Genomic DNA, 21,595 nt, shown 5'->3' on the forward strand with positions numbered 1-21,595 from the left:
GTGCAAGTCCTTGCCTGATCATGCCAGGATGATCGCGGCCACCATGATCGCCCGCTTGTCATCAGTTTGCCGTAGCATTACCGCTCGAACTGCCATTTCTTCTCGCGCCAGCCACGTCATGCGAAGGACCCGCCCATTGACGCAATCCACCGCATCGCCTCCTTCCGAGCCAGCCACTGCGACAGTTGAGCGTGGAACACCCTCGGAAGTGTTTGGGACTTTCCTGAAGCTCGGCCTTACCTCCTTCGGCGGTCCGATCGCGCATCTCGGCTATTTCCGGGACGAGCTCGTTGTGCGCCGCAGGTGGATAACGGAAGCCGGATACGCCGATCTGGTGGCCCTCTGCCAGTTCCTCCCGGGCCCGGCATCCAGCCAGGTAGGATTTGCACTCGGGCTTCTGCGTGGCGGGCCGCTTGGGGCATTGGCCGCCTGGACAGCCTTCACCCTTCCCTCGGCAGCACTGCTCGTGATCTTCGCATTCGCCGCCACCGCCCTCGACGGTCCGGTCGCCACGGGCTTGCTGCATGGGCTCAAGGTGGTTGCCGTCGCGGTGGTGGCGCAGGCGGTGTGGGGCATGGCAAGGAGCCTCACACCCGACAGGCCGCGCGCAGGTATCGCGCTGGCGGCCGTCATCATCGTCGTGGTGGCTGCAGGTTCGGCAGGGCAGGTCGCAGCAATCCTTGTCGGCGCGCTGGCTGGTCTCATCCTGTGCCGCCAGGGGCCGGCGGTGGAGTCCGGTCACCTTACCTTCAGGGTAACGCGCCGCGTCGGCATGATCTGTCTGCTGGTCTTCTCCCTCCTGCTGTTCGGGCTGCCGATCCTTGCCGTCGTGTTGGAGGCGCCGGGTCTGTCGCTTGCAGATGCCTTCTTCCGGGCCGGAGCACTGGTTTTCGGCGGCGGCCACGTGGTGTTGCCCCTGCTCCAGGCCGAAGTCGTGGCTCCGGGCTGGGTGACGAATGACGCCTTCCTTGCCGGCTATGGCGCAGCCCAGGCGGTGCCCGGTCCGCTTTTCACCTTTGCTGCCTATCTCGGGGCCGTCATGGGGCCAGGGCCGAATGGCATAGCGGGCGCCGTGATCGCGCTGCTTGCGATATTTACGCCGGGCCTCCTGCTGCTCGTGGGTGTTTTGCCCTTCTGGGACCGCTTCCGCAAACGGCCATTTGCACAGGCAGCGATGCGGGGCGCCAATGCCGCCGTTGTCGGCATCCTCGGCTCGGCCCTCTACAACCCGGTCTGGACCAGTGCCATCCTCAGCCCTTACGACTTTGCGCTCGCGCTTGCCGGCTTCCTGCTGCTGGTGGTCTGGCGGGCGCCGCCCTGGATCGTTGTCCTGGTCATGGCCTTGGGCGGTGCCGGGATTGCCCTGGCGTGACGGGGTCTACGCCAACCTGCTTCAGCGGCCATTCGATGACCAGCCTGTAGCGTCCCTCCTCGACCGTGCGGGAGAGGGTTCCGCCCAGCTGACGCTTCACCAGCGTCTCGATCAGCCGCGTGCCGAAGCCGCTTGCTTCGAGATCGACGATGCTGTCGCTGCGCTCCACCCACTCCAGCCTGGCGCCGGAGGCCGTCGTCCAGCGCACGTCGAGAGACCCGCCGGCATGGCCGAGCGCGCCATATTTCAGCGCATTGGTCAGAAGTTCATGCAGCACCAATCCCAAGGCCTGCGCCTGGTTCGAATCGAGCGTCAGCGGTGGTCCGTCGAAGGTAACCGCATCGGTGCTTCCGCCCACCGAGGCGAGCTCGGCTTTCAGAAGGGCCTCCATGTCGACCCCGCCCCCGAGCGTGGGATTGAGAAGATCCTGCGCCGCGGCCAGCGCCTGGAGCTGTCGCTCGAGCGCCGACAGGAACTCCTCCTTGCTCGTCGCCTCGCGCGCAGCCAGCCTCGCTATCCCCGCTATTCGGGCAATCGAGTTCTTGAGCCGATGCTTGCTCTCGTCGAGGAGTAGCCCGCGCTGCTCCGCAGCAAGGCGCGCCTCGCGAGCCACCTCGCGCTCTGCCGCAATGCGCTGCTCGCGCTGCTGCAGGAGGCGCTGAAGCAGGACGGCGACGAGCCCACCCACCAGCAGGGTGATGATGGAAGGACGAGAAAAAAGGCTGCCCGGATCTCGGAAGGCAAGGTGGATGACCCACTCCCGGTCGGCGACCATGATCGGGAACCTCCCTTGCCAGGCCACGGGCTGTTCCGGCTCCAGCATGACCGTTCCGTTCTTGGCATCGACGAGCCGGGCCTCGACCCCAAGGTCGGTCGGCACCGATAACGCCGTCTCCATGAGATCGCCGATCCGATAGGGAGCATAGACCATGCTGTGGATGGACTGCCCGTCCGGCGAGAGGACCGGCAGGTAGATGAGGAAGCCGGCCTGCTTCTGCTGGGTGATCTCCTGCACCAGTTCGACCGGCGCAGTCGCCGCTGCCTTGCCCGTGCGCCAGGCCCGCTCCATCGCCTCACGCCGGATCGGCTCCGAATACATGTCGTAGCCATAGGCCGCACGGTTGCGGTCGTCGGGCGGTTCCAGGAGCACGATCGGAAAACGGTAGGGCTGGTCCGTCTCCGGCCAGATGCGCTGGTCGCCCCCATAGGAAGACCGCAGGATGTCCAGCGCAGCCGCCGTGTTCTCCGTCGGCTGGAAGAGCGCGATGCCGATGCCCTGCATGCCGCCGGTCAGATCGTTCTCCTGACCAAGATTGAGGAAATGGCGGATATCGGCAACATCCACCCTGTAGTCATTGGCGACCAGGAATGAGCGCAGGAAGGACAGGAGAGAAGTCTGCGCCGCAATCCGCCCCTCGATCCGCTCGGCGAGCATTCCGAGGTCGTGGAGGTTCTGCTGGGCGCGCATGCGCTCCATCACGCCCGCGGTCCCGAGCGCCAGGAGCAGCACGGCGGCGCCCGCGATAAGCGGACCTATTCGTTGTCCCGTTTGCCTACTCAGCGTCCCCTGTCCTTTTACCCTGCGCCCCTGTCGGCGTCCGCTGAACGGATCGTCCTGCCCACGCCCTATCCCGCAGGATTACGGCTGCAGATTGACCCTGGTGGCGAAAGGATGGCGAATCAAGCGCGCTCACGCCCCGACCTGCGCAATCCAGTCGTTGAGGTTGTAGTAGTTGGTAACCCGCGCGACCTTGCCGTCGCGGATCTCGAAGAAGGCGCCGGCGGGAAGTCGGTAAGTCTGGCCGCTCGCCTCCGGCAGGCCCTCGTCGGTCGCCAGATACTCCCCGTTGACGATGAATTCCGCCGCGGCGCGCCGGCCGTCATCGCTCGCCATCACCACCATGTCCGTCAGCCGCTCGCGGTAGCAGCGGTTCATGTGATCCATGAACTTGGCGAAGGCGGCCTTACCCACCTGCCGTTCGCCCTGGTTGATGTCGTGAACCACGTCGTCGGTCAGCAGCGCCAGGAAGCGCTCCATATCCTGCGCGTTGAAGGCATCGTAATAGGCGCGGACGATCTCGGTAGCGGTCATGCGTGTCCCCGGGGTCTGGCAGAGGGTTGGAATGGTTGGAAGGCGACGGTATAACGACATCGCAACCGGCTGAACATAATCTATGACACTCGAAATCAAAACCTTTTCCGGCGCCGAGGCTGCCGCCCGGTTTCCCGATGTCGCGCGGTTGCGCATCGCCGTCTTCCGCGACTTCCCCTATCTCTATGATGGCGACCTCGCCTATGAGGAGCGCTACCTCGCCACCTACGCCCGCTCGCGAGGGTCGATCTTCGTCCTGGCGATCGACGACGGCACGGTCGTCGGCGCCTCCACCGGCACGCCGATGACCGCCGAGACGGACGAGGTGAAGGCGCCCTTCCTCGCGGCCGGACGGGACCCCGCGGACTATTTCTACTTCGGCGAAAGCGTTCTCCTGCCCGCCTATCGGGGCCGCGGCATCGGGGTCACCTTCTTCGCCGAGCGGGAAGCACAGGCGCGCCGCCTCGGCCTCCGCCACACGACCTTCTGTGCCGTCGAGCGTCCGTCAGACCACCCGCGCCGCCCGACGGACTACGTGCCGCTCGACGCCTTCTGGCAGAAGCGCGGCTACCGCCATCACCCCGAGCTCCGCACCTCCTTCACCTGGCGTGACCTCGACGACACGAGCGAAAGCCCGAAGCCGCTCTCCTTTTGGATCAAGGACCTTGCCGCATGATGAAGCTCGCCGCCTGCCAGTATGCCATCGAGCTGATCGAGGGCTGGAACGACTATCTCCGCCACCTCACCCATCTTGTGGAAGAGGCTACGGCCCAGGGTGCGGAACTGCTGCTGATGCCGGAATATGCAGGTCTGGTGCTGGCGGGCCAGCTGGACGAGGCGACCCGCTCCGATCTGCACGGGTCGATCGCCGGCATCCAGCCGCTGATCCCGCGCTGGCTGGAGCTGTGCGAGGCGCTTGCGCGCAAGCACCGGATCGTCTTCCAGCCGGGCTCGGCCCCTGTCCTCGATCCTGACGGGCAGTATCGCAACCGCGCCTGGCTGTTCGGCCCGGACGGGCTGATCGGCCATCAGGACAAGCAGATCATGACGCGCTTCGAGCGCGAGCAATGGGGGATTGCCGCCGGGATCGATGGTCTCAAGGCTTTGGAGACCGACCTCGGTACGCTCGGCATCCTGATCTGCTACGATAACGAGTTCCCGATGCTGGGCCGGAAGCTGGCCGATCTTGGCGTGGACCTGGTGCTCGCCCCATCCTGCACCGACACGCTGGCCGGCAGCTACCGGGTGCGGATCGGCGCCCAGGCGCGGGCGCTGGAAAACCAGTATGCCGTCCTCTCCTCCCCCACCGCCGGCACCGCGCCCTGGTCCCCTGCGATGGACGAGAACCGCGGCCGCGCTGCCCTATACGTTCCCTCCGACTACGGCATGCCGCCTTCCGGCATCGTCGCGGAAAGCCCGTCCGACACCGTGGAGCAAACGTCATGGCTCATCGTCGAGGTCGATCTTGCGGATGTCGCGCGGCTGCGCACCGAAGGCCAGGTCGCCACCCGCCGCGACTGGCCGGAGCAGTTCGCACGCTGAAAGCAGCGCATTTGTCGCAAATGCCGGTGACTACCGGCTATGCGTCGCCTTTGACCGCTGCTATATGCGCGAGCCATGAGCACCGATCGCACGCCCCTCGACCACATCCGCAACTTCTCCATCGTCGCGCATATCGACCACGGCAAGTCCACCCTTGCCGACCGGCTGATCCAGACCTGCGGCGGCCTTGCCGAACGCGAGATGTCGGAACAGGTCCTCGATTCCATGGATATCGAGCGCGAGCGCGGCATCACCATCAAGGCGCAGACGGTGCGCCTGCACTACAAGGCCAAGGACGGCGAGACCTATGTCCTGAACCTGATCGACACCCCCGGCCATGTCGACTTCGCCTACGAAGTATCCCGGTCGCTCTCGGCCTGCGAGGGCTCGCTGCTGGTGGTCGACGCCTCGCAAGGGGTCGAAGCCCAGACGCTTGCCAATGTCTACCAGGCGATCGACAACGACCACGAGCTCGTCACCGTCCTCAACAAGATCGACCTGCCGGCGGCGGAGCCCGACCGCATCAAGGAGCAGATCGAGGAGGTGATCGGCATCGACGCCTCCGACGCCGTGATGATCTCCGCCAAGACCGGCCTCGGCATTCCGGACGTGCTCGAAGCGATCGTGCACAAGCTGCCGCCGCCGAAGAGCGAGGGTGGCGAGAAGGCGCCGCTCAAGGCCCTCCTCGTCGATAGCTGGTACGACACCTATCTCGGCGTCATGGTCCTCGTGCGCGTCATCGACGGCGTGCTGACCAAGGGCCAGCAGATCCGCATGATGGGCACCGGCGCCCGCTATGGCGTCGAGCGCGTCGGCGTGCTCACCCCGAAGATGCTGCAGATGGACTCCCTCGGCCCCGGCGAGATCGGCGTCATCACCGCCTCGATCAAGGAAGTGGCCGATACCCGCGTCGGCGACACGATCACCGACGACAAGAAGCCGACGGCTTCCGCGCTGCCGGGCTTCAAGCCCGCCCAGCCGGTCGTCTTCTGCGGCCTCTTCCCGGTCGATGCCGCCGACTTCGAGGACCTTCGCTCGGCCATGGGCAAGCTTCGCCTCAACGATGCGAGCTTCTCCTTCGAGATGGAAAGCTCGGCCGCGCTTGGCTTCGGCTTCCGCTGCGGCTTCCTCGGCCTGCTGCACCTCGAAATCATCCAGGAGCGGCTGGAGCGCGAGTTCAACCTCGATCTCGTCGCGACCGCCCCGTCCGTCGTCTACCAGATGACGCTGACCGACGGCACCGAGAAGGAACTGCACAACCCGGCCGACATGCCGGACGTCGTCAAGATCGACGAGATCCGCGAGCCGTGGATCAAGGCGACGATCATGACGCCCGACGAATATCTCGGTGGCATCCTGAAGCTCTGCCAGGACCGGCGCGGCATCCAGACCGAGCTTACCTATGTCGGCAACCGGGCGATGATCACCTACGAGCTGCCGCTCAACGAAGTGGTCTTCGATTTCTACGACCGGCTGAAGTCGATCTCCAAGGGTTATGCCTCCTTCGACTACAACATCATCGACTACCGCGCCGGCGACCTCGTGAAGATGTCGATCCTCGTCAACGGCGATCCCGTCGACGCGCTTTCCATGCTCGTCCACCGTTCCGCCGCCGATCGCCGCGGCCGCGGCATGTGCGAAAAGCTGAAGGAACTCATCCCGCCGCACATGTTCCAGATCCCGATCCAGGCCGCGATCGGCGGCAAGGTGATCGCCCGCGAAACCGTGCGGGCGCTCCGCAAGGACGTGACCGCCAAGTGCTACGGCGGCGATGCCACGCGCAAGCGCAAGCTTCTCGACAAGCAGAAGGAAGGCAAAAAGCGCATGCGCCAGTTCGGCAAGGTCGAAATCCCGCAGGAAGCGTTCATTGCGGCGCTGAAGATGGGGGATGAGTGAGGAGGCGAGATCCGTTCCGCGGTTGCATCAATCCTCGGCAACGGGGGCTCTTGGACCTGTAGATTGCGCACACTGCAGCCCCCTCACCTGCAATTTCTAGCACTTAGCTGACGCTAAGATGCTGAAATTGACATCCTCTCCCACAGGGGGAGAGGAGACGGGGCCGCACCCTCGACACTCTCCCTCTCCCCTTGTGGGAGAGGTTACAAAATCACGATCTTAGCTTCAGCTAAGTCGTAGATTTTGTTGGTGAGGGGGGCGCACCGGAGGCGAAGAGGGGGACGTTTTCACGCAGCCCCATCAACAACATCAACATCTTGCACGAATTCTCGTCCTCCTTCATCCCCTCCCCCCAAACCCATACCTACACTATCCCCGTCCCGCTGCGGATACACCAGGAGGCGTCCTGGCGAGGCGGGGCCGGCGCTGGTGGTGAGGGGACGACGTGAACCTTCATCATCGGGGTCCGCGGAAAATGGTCTCCCTCCGGCGAGACGGGGGAAGCGGGATGGTTTCGGACCGGCCACCTGCTTCTGATGCCCGAAAGAGCGCGCCGGGCGTGCCTGTGCGGCACACAAGGGGGTCGATGGAGAGGATGTCGCCGGACCTCCAGGTCCGACGAGATGCCGGGGCAAGGAGCCTCGGAACCCGGGAAACCGGCGGTCAAACACCTCCCCATTCGACCCTTGCAGAGAGACCGGAGTCGCGGGCAGAAACCGCCGAACGGGGCGCTGAGAGGTGCCACATAAACTAACTTTACGAGGCAGCTTTCAGCGCCCCGTCCGACAGAAAATTTTGAAGAACGCCAAGGGGGAAGTGTGTCTTCTCGTCATCCTCGGGCGAACGTAGTGAGACCCGTGGATCGCCACGGGAGGAATCCGTCCGCTCGTCATCCTCGGGCGTGACCCGAGGACAAGGGAACCCCTCACCAAGAGTGCCGAGGTGGCATACCTTTGTCGCCCCAAAGAAAAACCGCCCGCCAAGGATGGCGAGCGGCTCGGGAAGATGATGTGGGACAGATTAGCCGCCGTTCGTGGCGCCACCTGCAGCGGGCGGTGTTGCCGGGTCGGCGGGTGCGGCCGGGGCAGCGTCGGTTGCGCCACCGCCCGGTGCCGGAGCGACCGGAGCCGGAGCGCTGTCCATGGCTTCCGAATTCGTCGTCGAGGAGGTCGTCGCCGGGTCGGTACCGGGCTCGCCACCCATATTGCCCCAGATGAAGGCGCCGATCAGCAGGACGGCCAGAACGGCCACCCACGGCACCCAGGACGAGCTGCGGCGGGCGTCGACGTTGTTATTCACGAGGTCCGGGCGACGGTCACGCAGGTCCGGACGAGTGTCATTCGGATCATAGGTCATGGGTTCTTCCTCCGTTTAACCTGGCAGAAGAACGGAGACTCACGGAAATTTGTTCCGTCAAAGATTCGATGCGTCTCCGGAACCCATGGAAGAGCAAGCGGATCCGTCAGTTTCGGGCGGTCATCGTCCTTGCCTCGACCCAGTTGTGCCAGCCCTCGACGGAGCCGTTGAAGACGTTGAGGTCGATCTTGCCGTTCACGCCCTGCGAGAGGCCTGAGCCGGAATATTGCCAGAAGACGAACTTGCGGCCCGGATAGACCTTGGACGGGTGCTGGGCGACGGCGCGCAGCCAGAAGGGATAGTTCTCGAAGGCGCCGACGAGGTTGTCCTTGTAGAAATCCGGAGCCGTGTAGATCACAGGCCGCTGGCCGTAGTGCCGCTCCAGCTTGTCCATGAAGACCTGCATCTTTTCCAGGACGTCGGCGCGCGAGGGGCGACGCTTGCAAGCCGAGTCGCCGTTCCACTCGACGTCGATCACCGGCGGCAGGGCGTCGGGATCACGCGGCACGTTACGGATGAACCAGTCGGCCTGCTCGCTTGCGCGCCGGCACCAGTAGAAGAAGTGGTAGGCGCCGCGGCGGATGCCGGCCTCCTTGGCCCGCTGCCAGTTGGTCTTGAACATGGGGTCGAGATGGTCGCCGCCGTCCGTGGCCTTGATGTAGGCGAAGTTCGCGCCCTGCGTCCTGAGCTTGGGCCAGTCGATCTCGCCCTGCCAGCGGGAGACGTCGACGCCGTGCACGGCGTAATGCTGCGGCTGGACCTTGCCGAAATTGATCGGCTTGGCGTCGCTGAAGCGCTGGCTGTAGACCCGCGAACGCGTGACGGGGCCTGCGCCGGCAGGATTATCCGGCAGAAGCATCCCCAGCGGGCGCGACGAGGGGGTCGGCATGCCGACGGTCGTAGTCATGGCCGCCAGCGGCGCACTGCCGGTCTCATCCTCCGCCCAGGCGAGCGGCTTCGCCTCTCCCACGACCGCTGCGGGAACCGGCGCCGCGGGTTTAACGGAACTCGTCACCTCCCTTGAAGGCAGACCGGCGACGAGAGCCTCGGGACCCGAGCTCGACGTGCAGCCCGACAGGGCGAAGGCAATCATGGCAATGGCGGAGATGGCGGAACGACGCATGGCACCCACGTACGCAAAACAGGGATCGAAGGCAGCCGCACACGACGCCGGGACGCGCGCACGGAAAAAGCTAACGGAAGATTACCGCCAAAGATTGAATCCATTCTTAACGAGCACGACCATGATGGCGCCAAACGGTAGCCTCCCCTCGGCGAGGCGGTAGCGAATTGCGGCAATTCTGGGAACTTTAGGCCGCGATCCCGGTTCCTCCACAGATCGCATCACTTGATGTCGTCATGCCTATCCCGTTCCAGATTTTGGGAGAGTTCAATGACCGAACGAGACACGAATCCAGGAGCCGGCTTTCAGCCTGGCTCTACCTATCCAACCGCAAGCAATCCTGCTCGCGACCCTTCCGCCAGCAAGCCGTCGGGGCAAGAGGGGACAGCGTCCCATGCCGCCTCGGCAGTTTCCTCCGCGGCCAAGGACGCAGGAGGCAGCCTGAAGGAAAAGGCCGCTGAAGACTGGCAGGCGGTGAAGGCCGGCGCCCAGGAACAGGTCAGCCGGGTGGGGCAACAGGCCCGCGAAGCTGCCGGCGAGCAGAAGGATTTTGCGGCGAGCCGAGTCAGCGGCATCGCCAGCGCCATCGAGCGCGTCGGGGGCGAGCTCGAGCAGGGCGACCAGCGCGAGGTCGGCCGCTACGCCAAGCAGATTGGTGCCAGCATGCAACGCTTTGCCGATGACATGAAGGGCAAGGATCTCGGCGAGGTCGCAGCCATGGCTGAAGATTTCGGCCGCAGACAGCCGGCCGCCTTTCTCGGCATTGCGGCCCTGGCAGGCTTCGCCGCCAGCCGTTTCCTGACCGCATCAGCCGATCGCGGCGGACAAATCGCCGGGCGGAGCGAAGGGATCAGCCGGGCCGGCAGCAGCACGGCCACCACGTCAACCTCACCCGTCAGCCCCGCCACCGGCACCGGCTATGCGACGGGCTACAATTCGGAGGGAAGCTACAATGGCTAACCAAATGGACAATCGTCCCCTTTCGGAACTGGTCAGCGGACTGGTGTCCGACATCACCGGTCTCTTCCGCAAGGAAATCACGCTCGCCAAGACCGAAGCCTCGGAGAAGATGTCCCACGCCCTTACGGGGGTTGAGGCATTTGCCGCAGGGCTCGTATTCGCCATCGCTGCCGTCGGCGTTCTTCTCGCGGCCCTCGTCAATGGCCTCGCCGCGTTCTTCGTCGCGCGGGGAATGACGGAACCAGGAGCAGATGGCCTCGCGTCAGTCATCGTCGGCGTCATCGTGGCCCTCCTCGCTTGGGGTATGATCCACCGCGGCCTCTCGACTCTGCGCGGTGAGAACCTGAAGCTCGACCGCACCTCGACGTCCATTCGCCGGGATGCCCAGATGATAAAGGAGCGTGTCTGATGTCCACGACCGATACAATGCGGGCTGAACAGCTCGAGCGCGAGATCGAACAGGACCGTCGCCGGATCGAGGAACGCATGGATGCGATCCAGGCGAAGATGTCGCCGGGCCAGCTTCTGGACGAAGCGTTGGCCTATGCCAAGTCGAGCGGCGGCGGCGAATACGTCGCCAATCTCGGCAGTGCCATGAAGACCAATCCCATCCCCGTTGCATTGATGGGTGTGAGCATGGCCTGGCTGATGGCCAATCCAGGCAACAGCCGGACCTCTGCCCATGAGGACGATGAAGTGGAATATCCGCTGGCGCCCGTCACCGGCCATGTCCGCCGCGTCGGTCCCGTGCAGACGCAGGGGGAGAGCCGTTACAGCCACTTCACCGACGAGGGAGGTAGCCGGTTCCGGGCTTTGACCGATGAAACCGGTCGACGTGCCGGCCACTTCATGGACGAGGCGGGCAAGACCTATCGCGGCTTTGCAGATGCGACCGGGCGTCAGGTCCATGACATCCGAGACGAAACTGGCCGCCTCTTCGACGAGGCTTCCGGCTGGGCTTCGAAGACCTGGAGACGGATGAGTTCTACCGCTGGAAAAGCCGGTCACTCCATGATGCGCGGTGCGCGGTCCATGGGTGACGGTGCGATGTCGGCGGGTGGCTCGGTCCGCGATTATGCCGGCGATCTGAACGACAGCATCGCGCGGCATTTCCGCGACCAGCCACTGATCGGCGGGGCATTGGCTTTTGCGCTCGGCGCGGCCATCGGTGCGGCCCTGCCGAACACGCGCCGCGAGGACGAGGCAATGGGCGAGATGGCCGAGGGCGTGCGTAAGCAGATGTCCACGAAGGCCGCCGATGCGGTGGACAAGGCCGAGGCCGTCGCATCGGACATCTACGGCAAGGCCACGGCCGTCGCATCGGATGTCCATGATGCAGCTAGAGACCGAATAGCCGAGGAAGCCCGCGGCATGCAGCAGGGCAATGGCGCGGCGCGCGGAGACACCCGCCCCCACTGACCTGATAGTCTTCGTTTCAAGGCTCCCGTATTCGTGCGGGAGCCTTTTTTTGTTGGACCAGAGGTTCACGCACGTTGCCTCGTGCCATGTTCCAGACGAGGAATGGCAAGTCCTCGCTACACTTGCCCTTCCCTCAGAATGGAATTCCGCTCGCGTTCAGTCCATAGTCGCTCGACTCCCAGAACCCGTCGAAGGAAGAGCCATGGACAAGCCGCGCGTCACCATCCTCTACTGCACCCAATGCAACTGGCTGTTGCGGGCTGGATGGATGGCGCAGGAACTGCTGCAGACCTTTTCCGACAGTCTCGGAGAAGTGGCGCTCATTCCCGGAACCGGCGGCAATTTCGAGATCCGGATCGACGGTGACCTCCTTTGGGAACGCAAGCGTGACGGTGGATTTCCGGGTCCGAAGGAGCTCAAGCAAAGGGTTCGCGACGTGATTGAGCCGGAGCGGGACCTGGGGCATCTGGACCGGCAAACGCCACCGGGCGATGCCTCCTAGGTTGCGGGCGAAGGTCCTGCGACTGTTTTTGCAATCCCGACATGGAAACTTCAAAAAGCCAGTTGACAGCAGACGGCCGCCCCCGTACATCGCTCTCCGTCGCCCAGATGGCGGAATTGGTAGACGCGCCAGCTTCAGGTGCTGGTACTCGCAAGGGTGTGGAGGTTCGAGTCCTCTTCTGGGCACCATTTCCCACTAAGTATTTGATTTTGTTCAGATACTTTGGATCGCTCGATTGAGGTCCCAGCTGTAACAGTCATTGTTATAGTCGAGGCCCACGAAGCGATGAAAATGCTGCCAGACCGGCTCATGGTGCGAAATGGCACCTTCTACTTCCGCTTATGGATCCCCAAGGATATCGTGCCGGTCTATGGCCGGCAGCTGGTGGTGACTTCCTTGCGCACGAAAGACCTCAAAACCGCGAAGACCCGCCTGGCCCGCAAGACTGTGGAAGCCGAAGAGCAGTTCGAGGAATTGCGCTCGAAGAGCCAAGGGGCGAACGGGGCCAACGAGGCGACCCCAGCAGCCGATCAGGACGCTCTACGCGCCACCTTCCCGAGAATCGTCTCGCAACATGCTCTCACCATTCGCGATCGTGAGTTCGAGCAGCGAGCGGCCTTCTATGCCGAGGCAACCCGGGAGCCTCGGCGCCTCTGGTCGGGGGAACTCATGGCACTCCCGACCCCTGCCCATTTCGGTCACGGCGAAGCCGACGCCTATACCTATTTCGATCATCTCGTCGCGGAAGGCGACCTCGACAAGATCATCGGCTTCTTGAATCAGTTTCGACTGAAAGAGCGCGTCCGAAATCTGAAGCGGATGCGGGCAACCGGCGACGTCGAAGAGTTTGTGATCGCTGCCCAAGAGCGTCTTGCCGGGTTGAATGACAGATCTGCGGTGAGTTTGGCTCGGCTGCTACTGGACACCGAGCTTTCAACCATCGAAGCCATTCTTGGCGGCGACCCGATAGCGGCAGATCAAGTTGCTCCATTGAGCCCGGCTCCGGTTTCTGATGTTGCCAAGACCTCGAACCCACCCCCGTCTCCGCTCCCCCTAGAAGGCAATCCCGTATCGATCGACGCAATCTTCGAGAAATGGGAAAGGGAGACGAACCCAAGCGCCAGCACCCTCTCCAGCTGGCGCGGAATCGTTCGCGACCTGAAATCCTTTCTCGGACCCAAGGCGAATGACATCCGCACCGTTGTCGCGGCTGACATCGTCGCATGGAAGGACAAGCTCGTACGGGACAAGAAGGCGGCGGCAACAATCTCCCGTGGCTATCTCGGCTGCGCACGCGCCCTGTTCCGGTTCGCTATCGCCAACCAGACGATGGCGACGGATCCCACCGAAGGGATCAAGGTCATTCGCAAGGCAAAGGCCGGCACTCGCATGCTAGGCTATACCAACGATGAAGTAGCAAAACTGCTCGCTCTCGCCACAGAGGCAAAGGAGCCGTGGAAGCGCTGGCTACCCTGGCTTGCGGCAGCCACCGGCTCTCGCATTGGCGAGGTCGCTCAGTTGCACGGCTCGCATGTCACCGAGGAAGAGGGCTACGCAGTTCTGAAAATACAGCCGGCAAGCGACGCCGGCAGCATCAAGAACGAGTCAAGCGAGCGTACCGTCCCCATACACCCTGCCCTGATCGAGGCGGGCTTCCTGGAGTTTGTTGCCTCGCGAGGGAGCGGCCCTCTCTTCTATTCCCGATCCTCAGGTGATCCCAAGCGCAAGCACGCCTCGAAAGGCGTCTCCAATCGCCTCGGGGTCTGGATCCGTAGCTGCGGCTTCCGCGACTCTCGCAAGGCCCCCAACCATGCTCTTCGGCATTGGTTCAAGACTGAAGCAGCCAGAGTGGGCGTTTCGGACAGTGTCGCCGATGCGATCCAGGGCCATAGCGACGGTAGCTCGTCAGCGGTCTACCGACACATCGGCATCCCAGTGATGGTGGCAGCGCTGGAGAAGATAAAGTTACCACCGAGGTGATCGGATCTCGCTAGGCTCCAACCGGCGACTTCTCAACCACCACTCTCTTTGCGTGGTATTGGCCTTGTTACTGCGACTGCACGCTGGATAGCGGCGGTGTGTAAGGTTGGGGGCAAGCGAAGGCGCAGACTGTCGTGGTCTTGAGAGCACCTCCCTTCACTATTCGGCACGTTAGGCCGCCTCGGGCAAAGGTAAGTCTTCACTTACACGATAGCGGAAGTCAGCTTGCTTATCTGCAGATTGGGGCTGGTGGGGACCCTGCAAATTCATCGCCGGATTTTTCCTGCTGCAGACGTTCTTGCCGTGCCGGACAATCTGGGAATTTACGGTTCTGGTGTCGCTGTTTGGTGGCCAGAAACCCCTGGCGCGTCTGTCAATGAAATAGACAGGCGTTACCACCTACCAACGTAGGTGGGCCTTCCAGTTCGCCGCGCTGACGAACCAAATACCAATCGCTCCGGGTTCGACCGCCATTCAAGAAAACAATCTTGCGGGCTGGCTCAAAGATCTCAGACGGCCTCGTGCTTGGTCGAGTTGCTTCACCCACGTTGCTCCTCTCAAAGGCGGGCCCATGACTGCCAATGCCGCGAAGCCATCTCTATGGTCCCGTAGTTCTTCCAACTGACGTTATAAATGCACGAGCCCATTTGGTACGCGGCGCCGCTGGCCATAGAGCACGTGCGACCGGCGAGTAAATCCTTTCGAGATCGCGGTCAGAAATCGGCCTCCGACTGCCTTGCGGATGTGAGCACCATCAGCTGCTGCTCATTGCTGCCTCAGCGGATTTTGCTCTTCGACCCCGGCAAACTCAATGGGAGAGGCCGTTGAGGTGACACAATCGGATCCACGTCCTAGATCATCCATGAGTCATTGCCGGGCGAGCGCTGGCGAGAAGAAGGAATATACCGGATCGGAATTCGGGTTGGGGCCGATTTGGGCTCAGTGGGTTCTAACGCGGTGTTTCGTCTGGGCGCTCATCAGCCGGTTACAACCGCCCAGAGCGTCGATCATCCTGATCCTTCAACGGCTAGGCACCGGGGCCGGACCAGACCGGACCGGACCGGACCGGACCGGATGAGCCGGACCGGACACCGTCTTCATCAGGTCCCGGCCGGAGTGTATTGACTTCAGCGCCAACAAGTCATCTTCTAGTGTAAAGATTTTCTTGACACTCATTAACCATACTATTTTCGGTTAATATTTCTGCAGTCTATATAATAACCGATTTTTCGGCAATTACCAGTGCATTGTTTTCTGGTCTTCATTGCGTTTCTTTCTGTAGTCCCACGGGGAAACATACATTTAATCTCTGGCCGTCGTCATTCAGCTGGTGCAGCAGGAATCACAGCTTGCTTAAACCAAGAGGAAGGCGACGCGGGTGAGGCGGTTATAGAAGCGGTTTCGTATGACGCTTGCCTCTGCCTCGAATGGAGAGCGAGATGATGATTGGTAAAAGCAGGGGTGGGACGGAACGCATGTTCGATCCTGGAACGAGATGCACTCAGTCGGCTTCACGACTTAGCAGCTTCTGGCACTGTTACGTCTGCAGAAGCCACCGGTGTTCCAACCATGGTTGGCAGTCCGATGGCTAGTTGCAGTAGAAGTAATTCGTCCAATGCTTGGGGGCTGCCAAGCTGGCGTGACGCCGACGCGTACGCAGAATTCAGCGCCTTTACCTCGGTGAGATGGCGCTGGGAATTCACCCGTCGTCGCCCAGATATTCGAAAAGCGTTCCACGAAATGAAGCAGATAAGCCTTGACATGCTTGCTTCAGATCCAGGCTATGAGCCTCCTCCACCAGGTGAAGGGAGGCATTGGGACGAACCGGGTTTCTGGGCCTGCCCACCTCACCCAAACCCTTTCCGAATGGCTGGCATACCCAATCCAGCGATAAGTGATCAGCCACTCCTTGAGTGCCTTTTCGATCGCAGCGTCGGAGGGCAGATAGAATTCGGTCGGGCCGATCATCATTGGGAGCTCGAGGCGCTGCACCGCGTGATACTACCAAAGGGCCACGCACTGGTAATGGTGGACCTTGGCAAACCAATCCGGCCGCAATTGCAATCGGCGGAAGCCAAACTCTCCTCTTTCAGCGACGCGGTGACACGACGGCCTCGACGGCCTCGACGGGACAAATGGGTTCAACATCTGAGGGTGCTCGATGCCAGAGAAGACGGGGCGACCTGGAAAGAGATCGGTTCGGCGGTGCTAGGGTCTCATGGTGACCATGGCGCTCCTATTGCTGCAGATGCCTATAGAAGGGCGGCCGAGTTAAGGGACAACTGGCGCTACTAAACCTTATTGCCGTACGCGGCCATTAACTGGCAATGTCGGCCCTGCAGCAACCCAAAGCTGCGACGGGAAAACCTTCTACTACAACTACGTCTGATTTATGCCAGAGGGTTATCCCGCAAGATGACACAACCCAAGCGTGTTTTCGACGTAGTGACACGCCGAAAGGAAGAACAAGATGACAATGAATCCTCAAGCATCTGCATCGCCGACACTTGGCTTCACAGACGACTGCTTCTACTGCATCGAATGGGCTCAGGCTACCAAGTGGTTCGACCAGCTCGAGGGGCAGCAGCCACTCATGACGTTCCATCCTCGCAAGCTGAGACGTCTTCTCTACCGCGCGCTTGCCCTCGCCGCCGCCGGCGGCGTGAACATCTCCCTGATCTGGAGCTTGGAAGACCTCGTGCGTCCGGACGTCGTTCGGACGGTCGTAACCGAAGCTGCGGCACTTATGCCGTACTTCGACAGGATCCAGTTGGCGTTTCTCTTGAACGCCGTCGCTCGCGATTGGGTGAAAGCGCCAGAAGGCCAGCTTGAACAACTTAAACTGCTGGTAGTTCAGGTCAGCCGTCAAGCTCCGGCAGGAATCTGCCGGCGCCGTCGCTACAGGCTCGCTGACGTGCGCAGTGGCCGAAACCGGCGAATGCGGCCGAGCCGCGCTCACATCGCAACGCGATCCATGCGTGATGCTGCCAAGGTTCCGCCTAAGGCAAGTTAGCACCCCCAGCTCAAGCGCTTGCCCCCCTTTGAAGCCGCGCTGACACGCTGGCGCGGCTTCCTCCCGTCCTATACCAATCCTCATGGAGACAAACATGCAGAACAAGGTTTCTTCGCGGTCACTGGCGGACCTTCTGAGGAAGATCGAGCGGACTCCGGACACCAACCGCCGCCAGCTGCGTGAGAGGCGAGCGGCCATCAGGAGACTTTCGAAATGGTCGGGATTGCCGCCATCACAGATACCGGCATCGCCCCAAGGGCTTCGAGCGGTCTTTGATAGAGTTCACCGATCAGGCGCTGGCGTCAGACCTCATACCATTGCCAACGTGAAATACTGTTGCCTCGACCTTCTCACAGAGAGTGGGATCAATCCGTCCATGCGCAGGCGAGGGCAGCGACCGAACCCCATCCACGAGGAATGGAGCACCTACTACCAGCGCCTTCCGACGAAGTACTTGAAGGTCTGCTTGACACGACTGGTTCACTATTTCGACACGACCAACATATTGCCACCGAGCGTGGATGACGCAGCATTCTTGAGATTTGCCAGTCATGTCGAAGAGACATCACTACAAGCAAACTTTCCGCGGATGATACGCGATGCTGCACGTGCGTGGAACGAGGCAACGCGCCTGCCCGAAAACGTATTGCTCCAACCAGTGACGGTGCCAGCCTCGCAACGGGCGCGTAAGTTGCTTGCTACCGAAGATCTTCTCCTGTCGCTTCAACGGGACATCACAGCTTTCGAGGAGTGGGCAGCAGGTTCGGATATCTTCAGCCAGAACGCCCGGAAGCGACAGCTGTCGAGACCAACATGCAGAAAGATCATCCAGGACATTCGACGAGCGGTAACGTTGGCGGTACAAGCCGGTGTGTCCCTTCAGACGATCTCTGACCTTCGGTCTCTCGTCTCCGCCGACAACTTCACCATCATTCTTCGCCAGGCGCATGCAGAAAAAAAGGGGAAACCCAGCGCCTACAACTTTCAAATGGCGCTATCGCTAATGGTGATCGGTCGAGACTTCTTGAAACTCGACGCAGAGCATGTCGCACGGCTGAAGGAACTCACATACACAGTTCCGAGGCCCCCACAGCGCATCACAAACAAGAACACGCAACTGATCATGCGCTTCGATGATCCTCAAGTCGTCAGGAAGCTGGTGGAGGCACCAAAAGATCTTTGGAAGCTTGTTCGGGTCACCGACAGACCCAACCGGTGGACGCTTGCCAAGGCGCAAGCAGCGATTGCTCTTGCAATGCTGCCGGTGATTCCGCTTCGATTGGGAAATCTCACGGCACTCGCATTCGATGAACATATCTTTGTGCGACCTAAGGGCTACTCAACTCTGACCATTCCTTCAGATGAGAACAAATCCGGCACTGCGCTCGCATTTGACATACCCCCAGACCTGGTTGCGATGCTCACTGAGTACCGAGAAATCCTCGCCCCCAAAATCATAGGACACCGCCCAAGATACTTGTTTTGCAGAGATGACGGCGAGTTGAAAAACTTCGCAACGGTACGATCTCTCATTCAGGGTTACATTCGGCGCTACCTTGGGTTCCACATGAACCCTCATGCGTTCAGACACCTGGCTGCTAAAATTACGCTGGACCAGGATCCTGGCGCTCACGGTCAGGTGCAGCAGTTCCTTGGCCACAAGAATATGCAGACCACGGAGAAATACTATGTGAACTGGGATACCAAGCGGGCGCAAAGGAAACACATCGAAAATTTGGAGAAGGCGTTGGCGGACGCTCAGGGGTGTCGCCGCAGTGCCGGCAAGAGGAAGGATGTGCAGTGATGGCAAAGCGGATTAATCGGGCTCTGTCCTTCGACAAATGGCCCTCTTTGGATCAGCAGCTTTTCCGAGCAGCTCACCCACAGGGAGACATATTCGATATTGGTACGAACTCGCATCTGTCGGCGAGAACCGTCTATGCGCGCAGATCATCCTATGGACAGTTCCTTATGATCCTGATGCGAGAACGGGCCGATCAGCTTGTGCTTCAGCCGCATGAGAGGGTAACGCCAGAAAATCTTGAGCTCTGCCTTCTTTGCCTGAGACGGAACTGCACCGAGCACACTGTCGCCAATTTCCTGCAGAGGCTCTACCTGGTGGTTCGATCGATGTATCCAAGACTTGATTGGCGTTGGATGCAGTCCGCTCAACGAAGCGTCCAACGTAGCGCAAGACCCCTCAGGCATCGAGAAGTCTTGAGTCACGAGCTTTACGCTGTCGGACTTCGCCTAACTGAGGTCGCTAAGAAGGATGTCGCGGAGGGCGGAGCTCCCACATTGAAAAGCGCGGAGATGCTCCGGGATGGGCTGATGATTGCCCTACTCGCCGAGCAGCCAATGCGGCGCGGCGAGCTCGCCAGCCTCAGCATCACAGAACATCTGTCAAATATTGGAGACCGGTTCGTTCTGAACCTCCCGCCGGAACTTGTAAAATGTGGTGCGGCTAGGCACTACAGGGTGTCACAGCGCCTCTCGAACATAATCCGCCTCTACCTCTTGCACTTCAGGCCTCTGTTTCCGAATGCCACAGAACATGCCGGGATGTGGCCTTACAAGGACCGGCCTATGACAGACAAGATGATCCGTCGATGTGTAAGAAGGCATACAGCGAAGGCGTTGGGGTACGCTGTGACGCCGCACCGCTTCCGAAATGCCGCAGCGACGTTCACTTCGGTAGTTGATCCAAAGAACATTCGCATGGCGAAGGATCTTCTTGGCCATTCTTCGCTGTTCGTCACCGAGCAGCACTACGTCGATGGATCCAGATCTCGCCTGGCAGGTCGTCAGCACGCTGAGGCTTGGGCAACACTTCTAAACCGCCTCGAGGCCCATAACGCAAACAAGCTTATGCGCTAAAAATATATCAACGAGCTTCTTCCGTCTTTTTTCCGAAGATCCCCAACTACCCGGCGACTGCCGGAGCCGATCCCGCCTCGAGATACTTGATGCCTCAGATTCTCGGCTGAGCTTCAGTCATAGGTGGATATGGCTGCACGTAAGCGGTCAGTGTCAGCCTCACCCAGGTCCAGCCGACATCAGATGATGCATCCAATGAATGCGACTGATAGACTTCGATGCCAATCGGCCTTCGAGCGCCGAGGGTCTTGTTGGGAGCATCTCGATCCCGACAATCCTATAAAGGTCAACTTGCCGAAGCAGTACGAGTGAGACATCCACATACTCCACCTATTCCAGAACTCTCGGAGGATGCCGCCTGAACGCCATTTATCGAGGTGCAGGTCTCACTCCACGTTCGGCTCCACTGGAGGGCTGGGCTCGATAGAGCGAATTTTCCGAAAGCTGGTTTGTCAGCCAGATACCAGAGGATTGCGCCCGATTCCATCAGGGTTAGACCGGTTTCGCGATCAATAATGACAGGAATGAGAGCGGCGGTGCAAAAGTCGGCCACGGTAGCGGCGGAATAGTCCAGCCGCGGGCGGAGTAAAATCCGGCCACCTATTTCCTTTCTGCAATGATCGCAGGAGGGACAGGGGATTTACACCGTGGAAGGTGGCGTCGCCTTAACCTGACGTAGGACGCAATCATTTCTTTGTCCTGAATTTCAGGCTTGGATCGGCAACGCGATCTCACGCCAGGTGGCGCTGGCGAGGGCGCGGAGTTGGCGATGATCAGCGGCATTCAGGTGTTTTCGATGAAGTTGGAAAAGATTAGCAATTTGGCCGTGGGTTGAGACGAAACGTTGGCATTGACCTGCCGACTTGAACCGCATCATGCGTCACTCTCGTCGTCGAACGGGAAGGTGAGAATTTTCTGCGAGGTTGTTGAGCCCTTTGTGCGAACGGTGTTCGATCCCCAGCATGATCTCTCGCTTTGCGGCGGAATAAGAACGCAGCTTGTCTGTCACCATCACGCGCGGCGCAACACCTTGGCTCTTCAACAATTTGCGCATCAGCCGAAGAGCGGCTCCCTTGTTTCTGCGGCTTTGCAGCAGAGCATCGAGAACGTAGCCGTTGGCATCGACGGCGCGCCACAGCCAGTATTTCTTGCCCTTGATCGATAGGACCATCTCATCGAGATGCCATTTGTCTGCGAAGTTGCCGATCGACCGTCGCTTGAGTTGGTGGGCGAATTTCAGGCCAAACTTAGTCGTCCATTCTGAGACGGTCTGAAACGAGACGGCAATGCCGCGCTCGGCAAGCAGGTCTTCGATATCGCGCAGGCTCAGCGGGAACCGGTAATAGAGCCATACCGCATGCGCGATGATCTCGGCTGGAAAGCGGTGGCGTTTGTATCGGGCGGACGCATCGTCAGTCATGCCGATAGACTATTGCCTCGATCCGCACCAGCCGGTTAAGGCG

The 21,595-nt window shown here is 61.1% G+C and carries 16 protein-coding genes, 1 tRNA gene and 1 pseudogene; 13 read left to right on the forward strand and 5 right to left on the reverse strand.

Annotation, left to right across the window (positions count from 1 at the left end):
• The first annotated feature begins 118 nt into the window (after positions 1 to 118).
• Positions 119 to 1,372, forward strand: a complete 1,254-nt coding sequence (chrA, locus tag FN060_RS13715) for a chromate efflux transporter (protein WP_142588610.1) — start codon at positions 119 to 121, stop codon at positions 1,370 to 1,372.
• On the opposite strand, the gene FN060_RS13720 is transcribed toward chrA, so the two are convergent.
• Together FN060_RS13720 and FN060_RS13725 are read right to left on the reverse strand one after the other, a co-directional pair.
• Positions 1,335 to 2,882: a CHASE domain-containing protein gene (locus FN060_RS13720; RefSeq protein WP_142588611.1), complete on the reverse strand. Its 1,548-nt coding sequence runs from the start codon at positions 2,880 to 2,882 to the stop codon at positions 1,335 to 1,337. The genes chrA and FN060_RS13720 overlap by 38 nt on opposite strands.
• 180 nt (positions 2,883 to 3,062) lie before the next feature.
• Positions 3,063 to 3,464: a ketosteroid isomerase-related protein gene (locus FN060_RS13725; protein WP_142588612.1), complete on the reverse strand. Its 402-nt coding sequence runs from the start codon at positions 3,462 to 3,464 to the stop codon at positions 3,063 to 3,065.
• Between the two features lie 82 nt (positions 3,465 to 3,546).
• Here FN060_RS13725 and FN060_RS13730 point away from each other — a divergent pair, with 82 nt between their 5' ends.
• The 3 genes from FN060_RS13730 (at position 3,547) to lepA (ending at position 6,902) form a co-directional block, all read left to right on the forward strand.
• Positions 3,547 to 4,140 (forward strand): GNAT family N-acetyltransferase, encoded by a 594-nt coding sequence (locus FN060_RS13730; protein ID WP_142588613.1) that lies wholly within the window; start codon positions 3,547 to 3,549, stop codon positions 4,138 to 4,140.
• On the forward strand, positions 4,137 to 5,006 hold the full coding sequence (locus FN060_RS13735) for a carbon-nitrogen hydrolase family protein (RefSeq protein WP_142588614.1): 870 nt from the start codon (positions 4,137 to 4,139) through the stop codon (positions 5,004 to 5,006). Before FN060_RS13730 ends, FN060_RS13735 begins: the two co-directional genes overlap by 4 nt.
• 75 nt (positions 5,007 to 5,081) lie before the next feature.
• The gene (lepA, locus tag FN060_RS13740; protein WP_077547359.1) at positions 5,082 to 6,902 is read left to right on the forward strand and encodes a translation elongation factor 4; all 1,821 of its coding nucleotides are present in this window, start codon (positions 5,082 to 5,084) and stop codon (positions 6,900 to 6,902) included.
• 1,020 nt (positions 6,903 to 7,922) lie between these two features.
• Here lepA and FN060_RS13745 read toward each other — a convergent pair.
• Positions 7,923 to 8,258, reverse strand: a complete 336-nt coding sequence (locus FN060_RS13745; protein WP_142588615.1) for a hypothetical protein — start codon at positions 8,256 to 8,258, stop codon at positions 7,923 to 7,925.
• Positions 8,259 to 8,364: 106 nt separating this feature from the next.
• On the reverse strand, positions 8,365 to 9,381 hold the full coding sequence (locus FN060_RS13750; protein ID WP_077547254.1) for a glycoside hydrolase family 25 protein: 1,017 nt from the start codon (positions 9,379 to 9,381) through the stop codon (positions 8,365 to 8,367).
• Between the two features lie 270 nt (positions 9,382 to 9,651).
• Here FN060_RS13750 and FN060_RS13755 point away from each other — a divergent pair, with 270 nt between their 5' ends.
• The 9 genes from FN060_RS13755 (at position 9,652) to FN060_RS13795 (ending at position 20,132) form a co-directional block, all read left to right on the forward strand.
• On the forward strand, positions 9,652 to 10,341 hold the full coding sequence (locus tag FN060_RS13755; protein ID WP_142588616.1) for a nutrient deprivation-induced protein: 690 nt from the start codon (positions 9,652 to 9,654) through the stop codon (positions 10,339 to 10,341).
• On the forward strand, positions 10,334 to 10,750 hold the full coding sequence (locus tag FN060_RS13760; RefSeq protein ID WP_142588617.1) for a phage holin family protein: 417 nt from the start codon (positions 10,334 to 10,336) through the stop codon (positions 10,748 to 10,750). The genes FN060_RS13755 and FN060_RS13760 overlap by 8 nt, the downstream gene beginning before the upstream one ends.
• A complete protein-coding gene (locus FN060_RS13765) occupies positions 10,750 to 11,760 on the forward strand; it encodes a DUF3618 domain-containing protein (protein ID WP_142588618.1) in 1,011 nt (336 codons plus the stop codon). The genes FN060_RS13760 and FN060_RS13765 overlap by 1 nt, the downstream gene beginning before the upstream one ends.
• 202 nt (positions 11,761 to 11,962) lie before the next feature.
• Positions 11,963 to 12,262, forward strand: a complete 300-nt coding sequence (locus FN060_RS13770) for an Rdx family protein (RefSeq protein WP_142588619.1) — start codon at positions 11,963 to 11,965, stop codon at positions 12,260 to 12,262.
• Positions 12,263 to 12,363: 101 nt separating this feature from the next.
• Positions 12,364 to 12,450: transfer RNA gene (locus tag FN060_RS13775), tRNA-Leu, on the forward strand.
• 97 nt (positions 12,451 to 12,547) lie between these two features.
• A complete protein-coding gene (locus tag FN060_RS13780) occupies positions 12,548 to 14,242 on the forward strand; it encodes a site-specific integrase (RefSeq protein WP_142588620.1) in 1,695 nt (564 codons plus the stop codon).
• 2,470 nt (positions 14,243 to 16,712) lie between these two features.
• The gene (locus FN060_RS13785; protein ID WP_142588621.1) at positions 16,713 to 17,255 is read left to right on the forward strand and encodes a hypothetical protein; all 543 of its coding nucleotides are present in this window, start codon (positions 16,713 to 16,715) and stop codon (positions 17,253 to 17,255) included.
• A gap of 94 nt (positions 17,256 to 17,349) precedes the next feature.
• Positions 17,350 to 19,059, forward strand: a complete 1,710-nt coding sequence (locus FN060_RS13790) for a site-specific integrase (RefSeq protein ID WP_183949996.1) — start codon at positions 17,350 to 17,352, stop codon at positions 19,057 to 19,059.
• A gap of 413 nt (positions 19,060 to 19,472) precedes the next feature.
• Entirely contained in the window at positions 19,473 to 20,132 is a 660-nt protein-coding gene (locus tag FN060_RS13795) for a site-specific integrase (protein ID WP_183949998.1), read from the forward strand.
• 706 nt (positions 20,133 to 20,838) lie between these two features.
• Here the strand turns inward: FN060_RS13795 and FN060_RS13800 are convergent.
• Positions 20,839 to 21,552, reverse strand: a pseudogene (locus tag FN060_RS13800) (IS6-like element ISRsp9 family transposase).
• Between the last annotated feature and the right edge of the window lie 43 nt (positions 21,553 to 21,595).

The organism is Pseudorhizobium halotolerans (genome assembly GCF_902153235.2).
GTDB lineage: Bacteria > Pseudomonadota > Alphaproteobacteria > Rhizobiales > Rhizobiaceae > Neorhizobium > Neorhizobium flavum.